This is a genomic window from Bacillus sp. 7705b, from assembly GCF_002289525.1.
Lineage (GTDB): Bacteria > Bacillota > Bacilli > Bacillales > Bacillaceae > Bacillus > Bacillus halotolerans.
This window is the reverse complement of sequence record NZ_NSDH01000023.1, coordinates 127623-139284: the sequence shown is the minus strand read 5'-3', so window position 1 is coordinate 139284 and position 11662 is coordinate 127623. Positions and strand designations below refer to the sequence as shown.

The 11662-nt window shown below is 42.9% G+C and carries 15 protein-coding genes; 8 read left to right on the top strand and 7 right to left on the bottom strand.

The genetic code is table 11. The features are described 5' to 3' along the window. Window positions 1-3: 3 nt before the first annotated feature. The 4 genes from CJU60_RS10130 to CJU60_RS10115 all read left to right on the top strand — a co-directional run bounded on the left by CJU60_RS10130 (window position 4) and on the right by CJU60_RS10115 (window position 5487). Window positions 4-1230, top strand: a complete 1227-nt coding sequence (locus CJU60_RS10130) for a metallophosphoesterase family protein (RefSeq protein WP_095713716.1) — start codon at window positions 4-6, stop codon at window positions 1228-1230. Window positions 1231-1234: 4 nt separating this feature from the next. After that, window positions 1235-4132, top strand: coding sequence for an ATP-binding protein (locus CJU60_RS10125; RefSeq protein ID WP_095713761.1), 2898 nt, complete (start codon window positions 1235-1237; stop codon window positions 4130-4132). Window positions 4133-4205: 73 nt separating this feature from the next. After that, complete coding sequence (yhaM, locus tag CJU60_RS10120) at window positions 4206-5150, top strand: 3'-5' exoribonuclease YhaM (protein ID WP_024120773.1); 945 nt, start codon at window positions 4206-4208, stop codon at window positions 5148-5150. A 124-nt stretch (window positions 5151-5274) separates the two neighbouring features. Beyond that, complete coding sequence (locus CJU60_RS10115) at window positions 5275-5487, top strand: sporulation YhaL family protein (protein ID WP_010333590.1); 213 nt, start codon at window positions 5275-5277, stop codon at window positions 5485-5487. 44 nt (window positions 5488-5531) lie between these two features. On the opposite strand, the gene CJU60_RS10110 is transcribed toward CJU60_RS10115, so the two are convergent. Then, window positions 5532-6407, bottom strand: coding sequence for a peptidylprolyl isomerase (locus CJU60_RS10110; RefSeq protein ID WP_024120774.1), 876 nt, complete (start codon window positions 6405-6407; stop codon window positions 5532-5534). Between the two features lie 158 nt (window positions 6408-6565). On the opposite strand from CJU60_RS10110, the gene yhzE1 reads away from it, so the two are divergent. Both yhzE1 and yhzE2 read left to right on the top strand, forming a co-directional pair. Continuing rightward, window positions 6566-6652 carry a sporulation protein YhzE1 gene (yhzE1, locus tag CJU60_RS10105; protein WP_003327753.1) on the top strand — a complete coding sequence of 29 codons (87 nt, stop codon included), beginning with the start codon at window positions 6566-6568 and terminating at the stop codon, window positions 6650-6652. Between the two features lie 125 nt (window positions 6653-6777). Beyond that, window positions 6778-6864, top strand: coding sequence for a sporulation protein YhzE2 (yhzE2, locus tag CJU60_RS10100; RefSeq protein ID WP_003155248.1), 87 nt, complete (start codon window positions 6778-6780; stop codon window positions 6862-6864). A gap of 70 nt (window positions 6865-6934) precedes the next feature. Here the strand turns inward: yhzE2 and CJU60_RS10095 are convergent, their stop codons facing one another. Continuing rightward, window positions 6935-7153 (bottom strand): hypothetical protein, encoded by a 219-nt coding sequence (locus CJU60_RS10095; RefSeq protein WP_081638266.1) that lies wholly within the window; start codon window positions 7151-7153, stop codon window positions 6935-6937. A gap of 71 nt (window positions 7154-7224) precedes the next feature. Next, entirely contained in the window at window positions 7225-7743 is a 519-nt protein-coding gene (locus CJU60_RS10090) for a DUF3267 domain-containing protein (protein WP_024120775.1), read from the bottom strand. Between the two features lie 207 nt (window positions 7744-7950). Here CJU60_RS10090 and CJU60_RS10085 point away from each other — a divergent pair, with 207 nt between their 5' ends. Continuing rightward, window positions 7951-8292, top strand: a complete 342-nt coding sequence (locus CJU60_RS10085; RefSeq protein WP_024120776.1) for a YhaI family protein — start codon at window positions 7951-7953, stop codon at window positions 8290-8292. Here CJU60_RS10085 and CJU60_RS10080 read toward each other — a convergent pair. Then, window positions 8289-8900, bottom strand: a complete 612-nt coding sequence (locus tag CJU60_RS10080; protein WP_095713715.1) for an HTH-type transcriptional regulator Hpr — start codon at window positions 8898-8900, stop codon at window positions 8289-8291. The two genes, CJU60_RS10085 and CJU60_RS10080, sit on opposite strands and share 4 nt — an antisense overlap. A 177-nt stretch (window positions 8901-9077) precedes the next feature. Then, window positions 9078-9434 (bottom strand): YtxH domain-containing protein, encoded by a 357-nt coding sequence (locus tag CJU60_RS10075; protein WP_024120778.1) that lies wholly within the window; start codon window positions 9432-9434, stop codon window positions 9078-9080. A 127-nt stretch (window positions 9435-9561) separates the two neighbouring features. On the opposite strand from CJU60_RS10075, the gene yhzF reads away from it, so the two are divergent. Continuing rightward, window positions 9562-9753, top strand: coding sequence for a membrane protein YhzF (gene yhzF, locus CJU60_RS10070; protein WP_024120779.1), 192 nt, complete (start codon window positions 9562-9564; stop codon window positions 9751-9753). Window positions 9754-9826: 73 nt separating this feature from the next. Here yhzF and trpP read toward each other — a convergent pair whose 3' ends face one another. Continuing rightward, the gene (trpP, locus tag CJU60_RS10065) at window positions 9827-10345 is read right to left on the bottom strand and encodes a tryptophan transporter TrpP (RefSeq protein ID WP_095713714.1); all 519 of its coding nucleotides are present in this window, start codon (window positions 10343-10345) and stop codon (window positions 9827-9829) included. A 123-nt stretch (window positions 10346-10468) separates the two neighbouring features. Next, window positions 10469-11548, bottom strand: coding sequence for a 3-phosphoserine/phosphohydroxythreonine transaminase (gene serC / locus CJU60_RS10060; protein WP_095713713.1), 1080 nt, complete (start codon window positions 11546-11548; stop codon window positions 10469-10471). Window positions 11549-11662: the final 114 nt, after the last annotated feature.

Below are 11662 nucleotides of genomic sequence, written 5' to 3'. Positions count from 1 at the left end.
AGAATGTTGACTGATCTAACCTTTATTCATGCGTCAGATCTTCATCTCGACAGCCCGTTTTACGGGATATCGCATCTGCCGGAACCCATTTTTGCCCGGATCAAAGAAAGCACGTTTTCAAGCGTGAGACATATCATAGACGCTGCAATCACAGAGAACGTTGATTTCGTTTTGCTGGCGGGGGATTTGTTTGATGAGGCCAATCGAAGTTTAAAGGCGCAGCTCTTTTTGAAAAAACAGTTCGATAGACTTAGAGAGTACGGGATTTCAGTCTATGTGATTTTTGGGAACCATGATCATCTCGGCGGAGAATGGACGCCGATTGAATGGCCGGCGAATGTTCACATGTTTACATCCCCAGTCCCTGAAGAAAAATCGTTTTATAAGGATGGCAGGCGCGCAGCAAGCATTTACGGTTTCAGCTATCAGACCAGAGCCGTGACGGAAAACCAAGCCGCCCGCTACCGGAGATCAACTGACGCGCCCTTTCATATCGGGATGCTCCACGGCACGTTATCAGGATCTGAAGGACACGATCCATATTGCCCGTTTACTCAGGATGATCTTGTGAAAAGCGGGATGGATTATTGGGCGCTTGGCCATATTCACAAACGCCAGGTTGTTTCTGCCGGGAATCCGGCCGTGATATATCCGGGAAATCCTCAAGCGCGCCATATGAAGGAAACAGGAGATAAAGGCTTTTATCTTGTCCGTGTGGAGCGCGGAGATATTTCCTATGAATTTAAGAAAGCGCATGACGTCCTGTGGGAGAAAGCAGAAGTTGATGTGTCAGCGATAGAGAATATGACCGCGCTCTTTCAAATTGTCGAGGACACGTTTTCAAAGCTGCGGAAAAAAGGGACTCCTGCTTGTGTGAAGCTCGTATTACAGGGGATCGCGCCAGAATGGTTATCGGATGCGCCGAGAGGTTCACTGGATGAGCTCCTTGAAGCCTTTCAGGAGCAAGAGGTAGACGAGGAGAATTTTATATGGCCGCTCTCATTAGAAGATGAGACGGAAAATGAAGCAGAGCTTAAGAGCCTTGATCCTTTTTTCGGCGGTTTATTGGAAGACATTGAACAGACTGATCTTGCAGGCGTGCTGGAAGGACTTGAGCGGCATCCTGTATATAGAAGACACGCAGACCGGTTTAGTCAAGAGGAGATAAAGGAAATAAAAGAGCAGGCACAGGTTTTATTGAAAAGACAGCTTAAGGTGCTTGAGTCATGAGGCGATGAAAGCTATGCGAATCATATCAATACATATCTACCAATACGGAAAATTTTCAAATCGAACCTTTCACTTTTCCGCCTCGCCTGTCCAATTAATCTACGGACTAAATGAGGCAGGAAAAACGACGATGATGTCATTTATCGAAAGCATGCTGTTTGGTTTTCCGAAATCGAAAAAATATGAACCGAAATCAGGCGGTGTGTATGGCGGTGTTCTTGAGGCTGAACACCCTGAATACGGCGTGATGAAGATTGAACGGACGAAAGGAACCGCTGAGAAGGTAAGGGTGTACACAGAAACCGGAGAGGTAAAGCAGGAAGATTTTCTGAAGCAGCTGTTCCAGGGTACGGACAGGGCGCTGTACAAAGCCATTTATTCGTTTGACGTATTCGGATTGCAGGAAATTCACGCCTTTAATCGGGACAAGATTGGAGAATTCCTGCTGTTTTCCAGCCTGTTTGGCGCTGAAGCTGTATCAAAGCTTGATTCAAGACTGATGAAGGAAAGCGAAAGGCTCTTTAAACCAAACGGCCGAAACCCTCATTTGAATCAGGAGCTGGAAACGCTGAAGCAGCTGGCAGCAAAGCTGAAGCAGGCTGAAGCGGAGGAGGCGGGCTATCATCAGCTACTTGAGGAGAAAAGAACGCTTGAATCCCGTCTTGCTGCTGCTGAAACAGAGCTGAATGAGACTGCGGAACATATTCGAAACATCGACAGAGCCATTGAACTGAAGCCGGTGCTAATCGAAAAAACTGCGCTGGAACAGGCGATTGAACAATATCCGGAGCATGCGGGGCAATTCCCTGCTGACGGGATACATCGTTTAGAAAAGTATGAATCCCATCTTCATCCGAAATCCGCACAGCTGGAGGCGCTTCGGGTAAAGCTTGCAGAGTTGGACAAACAGCTGCAAAAGCTTAACCCGAATGAGGATATATTGGCGAATGAAGCGCTTATCCTAGAGCTATCATCAGCGTATCATATGTACCAATCCTACGGGGAACAGCTTGCCGCCATCCAGGCTCAGCTGCGTCAGTCCTCTTCACAGGCAGCGGCTGGGCTGGAGCAGCTGAATAAAACAGATGAAAATGAACTGCTGAATATGAACACGTCTTATGACTATGAATGGCAGCTCCAGCAGGCGGTGCGGCATTACGTACAGGCAAGAGACAGAAAAAGACAGCTTGATGAAGCGTTTGAAGCGGCGCGGCGCGAGCTGGAAGACGCTGAAAGGGCAATTCGTGACGTATCTACCGCCATACTTGAAAACAGCCAAAGAAAAGAAAAAGAAGCCGCTCTTAAAGCATATGATGAAGCACAGGGACAGCATCAAGAGCAGATGAAACTGAGGGAACAGCTGAAGTTCTTCGAAAGGCAGCAGGCGAAACAAAAGAAGATCGTGATTGCAGCAGGCATTCTCTTCATGGTTCTCTTTCTGCTGCTGGGGCAATGGATTCCAGCCATATGCGTCGGCGCTGCACTCATGCTGTATGTCTTTACAACTGGCAGAAAGCCGCTGTCTTCTGAAGAAGTAAGGGAGAGGGAAGAGCCAGAAATGGATATTTCTCCGCGAGAAGCCGAAGCGATTAGAGAAGCGTTATGGGAGGATGACCGCAATAAACAGCACCTCACATCGTTGCAGGCAGAGCTCCAGCAGAAAGAGGCAGCTTACGAAAGGATCATCCAGCAATTCGAACAGTGGGAGGCCGATATGGCTCCCTCCTTCAGTCAAGCTGAGCAATTCATGAATGAACTCGGATTTAAGGAAGACCCTTCCTTCTTACTGGATGCTTACAATGTAATGAAGGATGTAAAAAAAGTAGTGAAGAAAAAACATGAGCTGACGATCGAAGCCGGGAGATTACAAAAGCATCGGCGGACATTTGAGGAACGCGTCAGAATGCTGCATTCTGACAAAAACGATTCTCAAACCCCCGTGGCTGATGTCCTTCACGCACTGCGGAAAAATGCGGAACGCGAAAAAGAGATCGAGAAGCAAAAAAGAGAAATTGAAACAGATATCCAATTTCACGAAGAGCAGGTGCTGGAGCTGGAGCAAGAAATACGGTATTTCCAAGCGCAGATCGAACAATTATTCACTGAGGCGGGAGCAAAAGACAGAAATGAGTTTTTCGCCATAGCCGACATCAGCAAGAAATTGAAGGATACTGAAATAAGGCTGTATAACGTTAATGCACAGCTTCAAGGTGTCAGCTCAGCAGAACTTCATCTGGCGGACTCCGGCACTCTTTCTGAATTGGAACAAAAACGACTGCAGGAACATGAAAAAAAAGAACGGCTCGATGAGGAGCTGAAACAGCTGCGCGCCCAAATCGCATTGCTTTTGGTCAAACAGGAACAGTTAGAGGCTTCGGGATTGGTCTCAGATCTCAAATTGCAAACTGAAATGCAAAAAGAGCGTGTGAAAGAAGCTGCAAAAAAATGGGCATCGATTCAAATGGTCAGACATGTGATCAGAAACAAAATGGAGCGGCATAAAAAAGTCGGATTGCCGCGTCTTTTGGAGACAGCTGAAGAATTCTTCCGCCCGCTGACTGACGGCAGCTATCAATCGATTTATTTTTCCGAAACAGATGATTCCATCATGGTTATGAACAGCGCTGGAACGGTATTTCAGGCGGAAGAGCTGTCTCAGGGCACGTGTGAACAGCTGTATACAGCAATTCGTTTCGCTCTGGCCGTTACTCGTCAGGATGGGGCAATGCTGCCATTCCAGCTCGACGACAGCTTTGTACATTTCGATCAGAAACGTCTGAACCGCGTGCTGGAAATGCTTGCTGTTTTATCAGGAGGAGAACGGCAGATTTTCTATTTTACATGCCATGAACATGTAAAAAATGCGTTTCAAAGTGATCAAATCATCCATTTAGTATCATAAATGAGGTTATATAGCTGAAAATCGGTATGTGATATACTGATATTATGTAAGATATGGAGGGAGCTTTAATAGTATGGCTAAAGGGATTATGCTACATGAGGTTGGCGAACAGGTTGACCAATATCTATTGATTAAATCCTTAACAAAAGGGATTGCAAGCAATGGAAAACCGTTTTTAACTCTGATGCTTCAAGACCAGTCAGGTGATATTGAAGCCAAGCTGTGGGATGCCAAGCAAAGTGATGAAGTAACCTATGCGCCGCAGACGATCGTTAAGGTTGTGGGGGATGTCCACCATTACCGCGGACGCACCCAGCTGAAGCTGAGAAATATCAGACCGGTAAGCGAGAATGAAAACGTCAATATTGATGATTTTTTGGAAACTGCGCCGATTCCGAAAAATGAAATGCTGGATACCATCACTCAATATATATTTGAAATGAAAAATCCAAATATCCAGCGGATAACAAGATATTTGGTCAAAAAGCACGAAGCAGAATTTATGGATTATCCGGCGGCTACGAAAAATCATCACGAGTTTGTCTCAGGTTTAGCGTATCACGTCGTCTCTATGCTGAATCTGGCAAAAGCAATTGCTGATTTATATCCGTCTCTTGACCGTGATCTTCTTTATGCAGGAGTTATCCTTCACGATCTCGGAAAAGTGAAAGAGCTGTCCGGGCCCGTTTCCACTTCCTATACAGTAGAAGGCAATCTGCTCGGCCATATTTCCATTATGGTCACAGAGCTGTCAAAAGCGGCTGAGGAGCTTCAAATCGATTCTGAAGAGGTGTTGATTCTTCAGCACTTGATCCTGAGCCATCACGGCAAAGCAGAATGGGGCAGCCCAAAACCGCCGATGGTAAAAGAAGCGGAAATTTTGCACTATATTGATAATCTGGATGCGAAAATGAATATGATGGACAGAGCGCTGGAGCGCGTGAAGCCGGGTGAGTACACTGAACGTGTATTTGCACTTGAAAACCGTTCCTTTTATAAACCGACTTTTCATCAATAATCAAAAAGGACTGATGCTGACATGTTCAGCTCAGTCCTTTTTTACATGCTTTTCCCGCTCATAACCTGTCTCATTCCTGCATAAGGTTAAAAATAAAGAATCTATGCAAAAGGGGGAGAAGCCCGTGTTGTTTTTTCCATGGTGGGTATATCTTTGTATTGTGGGTATCATTTTCAGTGCATATAAGCTGGTGTCAGCAGCCAAAGAGGAAGATAAGTTAGACCAGTCTTTTATTGAAAAAGAAGGTCAGATTTATATTGAAAGGATGGAAAAAGAAAAAGAACGCCGCACGTCCCAGCAGCGTGAGGAAGAAAACCAAAATCATTCCATCGCATAAAAAAAGCTGCGCAGCTCCGGTGAGCCTGCACAGCTTTTTTTTTATTATTTAGAACTGCTTGAAGGACTGCTAGTAGAAGCAGAAGTGTTAAATGTATCCTTCAAATCTTTATCCTTCACATCGATGTCAGCTTTTTTCATTACTTTTTGAACGGCTGCCTGCACAGCTGTGTTGTCATTAAGTTTTTGGTCGAGAACATCAGATTTCAGCTCTTTTTTCATATCTTCATATTTTCCGCGTTCTTCAGTCTTTTTGATGATATGGTAGCCAAATTGTGTTTTCACAGGGTCGCTGACTTCGTTTGTTTTCAACTTGAATGCAGCTTTTCTGAATGTGGAATCCAGTTGTTCGTTATCTTTTGAAATCCAACCAAGTTCGCCACCGTTTGTAGCTGAGCCTGTGTCTGTAGAGTATTCCTTCGCAAGGGCATCAAATTTCTCGCCTTTTTTCAGCTTTTTCTCTACTTCCTCAGCTGTCTTTTTGTCAGCGACAAGGATGTGGCTTGCGCGAATTTGGCCTTTTAAGTTTTCCCAGTATTCTTTAATTTCGTCATCTGTAACTTTGATGTTATCTTTAGCTGCTTTTTGTGTAAGCAATTCATATTTAACTTGTTCTTTGAGGTAATCTTTTCCGTATTGATCTTCTAACGCAGTATATTGATCACCGAGCTGTGTTTTGTATTCTTTCATCTTGTTGTCAATTTCTTTATCTGATACTTTGTATTTCTTGTCCAAAACTTTTTCTTGCACCAGCTGAGTCAGGACGCTCGCTCCAGCTTGTTTTTTCATGTTTGTGTAAAGTTCGCCTTTTGTTACATCGCCTGCGTCTGTTTTTGCGATGACTTCTTTGTCGCCGCTGCTGCAAGCACTGAGAGCGAGGATGCTTGTAGCAGTGATAGCTGCTATTGCGATTTTCTTCATTGTTTCAAACACTCCTAATCATTCCAAATTGAATTGCCTATGCGTATCATAACATATTGTGGCTTTCTGTAAAAAGATTTTAAATAAAGGGCATTCGTCTAGTCAAACTTTCGCTGATGACATACAAATATATTGATCAAGAAAAGGAGGTATGTAACATGAGCGGAGGATATTCAAACGGTTTCGCTTTGCTTGTTGTACTGTTCATTTTGCTTATCATTGTAGGTGCAGCTTACATCTACTAAGCAGCAAAAGGGATCGCTTGTTGAATAAGCGATCCTTTACTTTCACAAGCGCCTAATCGTTTCATCAATTAACTGCATAAGATGTAATTGGAAAATAAAGCTTTTTACAGGAGGTGCTTTTTAAGATGGGTGAAGTATTTGCAGGCGGTTTCGCTTTATTGGTCGTCTTATTTATCTTGTTGATTATCATCGGCGCTTCTTGGCTTTACTAATCAATGCAAAAAAGCATAGCTGCCGGTTCTAGCGAGACCGGCAGCTATGCTTTCTTTACTTCCTTCATATTTAAACAGTAAAGGATATCTCCACAAATGAAGAGATCAGTAAAATTAATATACATACATTGATAAATCGAAATACCTTATCCTGGCGCTCTTCAGGAATCTCTCTGACAAGGCATAATGTATTGGTGAGCCTGTTTATAAAGTAAACAATAAACAAGGCAGTCACGATAAAATAGAATAAAATGATGGGAGATTCCCCCTCTCTCTGAACTGCTCCCATATTACATTACCAAATATTTATCAAAAAAGATAGAATGTAAACTGAAAAATCGGCACAGCGCCAAGCGTCCGCTACTTTTCGACCAAAATATCCAAGCCGTCTGCTTCCTGATCGATAAAGCATGCTTTCGGTGCTTGCATCAGCTTCAGAGCCAGCAAAAAGTCAGGCAGACAGTAGCCTGCATGAATGCCTGAAATCATGCAGAAGTAATGGGCGTGATTCGGAAACGCCAGCGCGGCGTAAAATAATACAGGTGTTATCAGCATAAAAGGGCTTAACAGTGAAATCAGCATCGTCGTTTTCGGTATTCGTTTCCACGTTCGCATACGCCATATATAAATCTTTTTTTCTATTTTTCTTTTTTTGCAGATGATCGGCAGGACATGGATGACTTTATGTACAAATAAAATAACGACGAGCAAAACGCCGAACAGCGGTACATATTCATCGCTCAAGCTTGTTTTAGGCCGCAACAGCTCAAATGCTAAGAAGTTAGATATAAAAACCATAATCATGAAACACACAGCAATCAATATTATGCGAACGGCACCATAATCTTTCATCAGATTTATGGTTTTCCAGCAATTCATCAAAGTCATCCTTCCGTACATCTTGAATAGAATCTCAAAATAATTTACTCCTCCCAAGAAAAAAAATCAATGCTTTTTTAAGAAAAAATATCTTTCAATAGGTATTTTTTTGAAAGGAGCAAACAATCTATGAAATATGGGGTTAGAACTTTCTTCTCAGTGAATTATCAGCTAAAATAAGATTAAAGATAGAAAGAAGTGGTGTGGATGGATTCGATGGATCATCGCATTGAGCGATTGGAATATTACATACAATTATTAGTGAAAACAGTGGATATGGATAGGTACCCTTTCTATGCGCTGCTGATTGATAAAGGGCTGAGCAGAGAAGAAGGGGAAGAGGTTGTGCGCATATGCGGTGAATTGTCGGAGGAGCTGGCAGCACAAAAAGCGCAAGGATTTGTAACCTTTGATAAGCTCCTTGCGCTTTTTGCCGGACAGCTGAACGAAAAATTAGATGTTCATGAAACGATTTTTGCCCTGTATGAGCAGGGGCTTTATAAAGAACTGATGGAAGTTTTTATAGACATTATCAGACACTTTGATTAACTGTTTACAGGTTGAAGTTCTTCGGCTGATTCATCCGCAGCAGTGTCCGTTGCTTTTTTCTTCAGTTTTCCGTTTACGCTTTCAAAGTCGTTGTCGATATTTGTGAGTGATGTTTCAAAGATTTCCATAAAATCATCGCCGTATATATGGCGGATCATACACATCATTTCTGCCACTTCAGGGAACTTTCCGAATAAATGATACAGAGGCTGTGACCCTTTAAAAACCGCGTTGCGCGTCGGATCAAATTCTTCAAGCAAGCTCCAGAATACCTCAGTTCCTTCCTCAGTCAGCTGAACATATGTGTTTCGTTTATCGTTCAGCCGTTTTGAAAACCTTAAATACCCGCGTTCCTCAAGCTTTTTTGAAAAGTTAAATGCCGTTGAAACATGCATGACTCCGAACTTTGCAATTTCAGAAATGGAAGCTCCATTCAGCTGATAAGCAATCCATAAAATATGGTGCTCATTAATATTCAGGTCATACGGTTTGAGCCATTGCTGCCAATCCTTCTCAATCGATTTCCAAAGAGCTTTGCTAAGCTGAGCCATTTTCTGGGTGAAGACCAGAGCCTCTTTCACATCATAAGGCGGTTCCACTTGATTCATTACGTCACCTGCTTCTCTTTATCTTTTTCTCTATTATGCCAATAAAATAAAGATTAATAAAGATGAAAATGTAAGAATTTTTTAATAAATTCTTGAGCCGTTGCTAGGAAAGGCTTTTGCGAATAAAAAAAGTGCAGGTCATGTTATGACCCGCACTTTTTTCCTTTGAATAGGATATTAGTTTTGTAAGGTTTTCTCCAGCTGTTTGATTTTTTCTTCAATATCGGCGATTTCTTTTTGAAGATCCTGCTGATGAGGTTTGATCTCTTCCTGCCATTTTTTAATTGAGGTTTGCAGTTCACCGCTCACGTCTTTAATGACATCTGCACTTTCTTTTGCCGCTTTCACTAGCTGGTCCTTTAAAGTTAAGCCGTCTGATTTTAAGCGCTTGATCGTTTCTTCAAAAGAATCGCAATTGGTTTTGATTTTTTCACGCAGCTGTTTACCTGAAGAAGGTGCTGATAGAAGAACTGCAGCACCTCCGATGATGCCGCCCACGAATAGTCCTGTTAATAGAGAACGTCCGTCCGCCATTAAAATCACCCCGTTTTTTTCTTGAAATATGATACGTGCAGCTTTTTCAATTTTGTTCGAAGAATGAACTTCTATACATAGCTTGCTTTATTTTAGCATATTTTTTAAGTGAAAAGGAGGGAGAAGGTTGTCTGTCTTTATGATTGTGTTATCCTGCATCACCCTTGCCTTTGCAACAGGCGCCATTTACTATATCAGACTTCTCAGCCAGGCTGCTTCTTATCCGCCGAAGAAAGTCATCCGGCAGAAAGCGCTTGTTTGTTCAACCGGAACCGCCTTTACACTATGTCTTATCTTTTTCACAAAACTCCTCGCTTAAAACATGCTGACATGCTGCGGGCTCTTTTTTTAAAAAAACCTCTCCCGGAAGCGGAAGAGGTTTTGTGTCACATTTATTTTGCAGCTTCCATAAAACTTGAGCGTCTTAAAATGGTTTGCACAATCGGATACATTATGATCATGGCAATTGTATTCAATACAGCTGCCGGAAGAACGACTGCGGCAAATAATGCGGCGAAACCGCCAGGCAAACCGACGATAAATAAAGCTGACGTTAAAAATACAGTTCCTGATAAGATGGTGCCGATGACTGTCAGCACTGCGGCTGCAGCTGTTTTCTGGCTCTTTCTGACCAGAAGGAACAGGAAGAAAAACAGAAACGCTGATACAGGTTTGTCAATGATATTCGGAATCTGTCCGGCCGGAAATGCGGTTGTAAGAGCTGAAATGATCCCGGTCACAATCCCGATAACGAGTACATTTTGCACCCGCGGGAACAGAAGGATGCCCATAAACATCATGATCAGCATCATATCTGGTTTCATCCCGCCTAAAAAGGGCGGAATAATGGAATGGAGCGCTGCGCCGATTGCGGCAAACAGAGCCATAATGACTAACTCTTTTGTTTTCATAACTATGCTCTCCTCTGCTAAGCTTTTTGCCCTCCAATAATATGCTCATCATTTATTGCGAAGGCTTAAAGAATTTGTTATGCAAACAGTATACCAAACGAATGGTTTGCACAGCCAGACTTTTTACTCATTTTCCTGCTGGAATTTCTTCATGAACGCAGCTAATTTTTCACAGTCTTCCAGTGACACCGCATTATAAATGGAAGCACGGCAGCCTCCTACTGAACGGTGTCCGCCAAGGCCTACCATTTTTGTTTCTTTTGCCTCCTGAACGAACTTTTTCGTTAAACCGTCATCACGGAGCGTAAAGGTAACGTTCATGCATGAACGGCTGTCCTTTCTGGCATGGCCTTTATAGAAGCCATTGCTTTCGTCAATGCAGCTGTAAAGAACCTGTGCTTTTTGTTCGTTGCGCTGTTCAGCGGCTTCAACTCCGCCGTTTTTCTTCAGCCACTCAAGGACGAGGCTCAGCATATAAATGGCAAATGTAGGCGGAGTGTTGTAAAGAGAATCCGCTTTGACATGTGTTGAATATTTAAGGATTTTCGGAACGTTGGCATTTTCATTTTGCAGCCATGATTTTTTCATTACGACAACGGTAACACCTGAAGGACCAAGGTTTTTTTGGGCACCGCCGTAAATGACGTCAAATTTGGATACATCGATTTTTCGGCTTAAAATATCGCTGGACATGTCAGCGACAAGCGGAATTGGAGAATTCGGGAATTCCTGCCACTGTGTGCCGAAAATCGTATTGTTAGATGTAATATGTAAATATGCGCCGTCTTTTACATCTGTAAGGTCAACCTTGGGAATGTAGCTGTAATTGTCTGATTCGCTTGTCGCCGTCACAGATGTGTTTCCGAACAGTTTCGCTTCAGCGAGCGCTTTTTCAGACCAAGCGCCTGTCATCACAAAATGAGCGGTTTTTTCAGGTGTTAAAAAGTTCATCGGAAGCATTGAGAATTGAAGGCTTGCCCCGCCTTGAAGAAACAGAATGTCATAGTCTTCCGGGATGCCCATCAGTTCAATCAGCAAGCTTTTCGCTTTTTGATGCACCGCTTCATATTCTTTGCTGCGGTGGGAAAGCTCCATAACGGACATGCCGGATTCATTAAAATCAATAAACTCTTTCTGTGCTGTTTGCAGAACTTCTAATGGCAGCGCTGCAGGACCTGCGTTAAAATTCGTTGTACGTTCCATCATGATCTCTCCCTGTTTTCCACGTTAATGTAATAAATAATACAATTATCCTATCACAAAAATTCAGTTTTTTTGATAAAAAATTAGAATTATCAAAAGAAAATGACGAATATT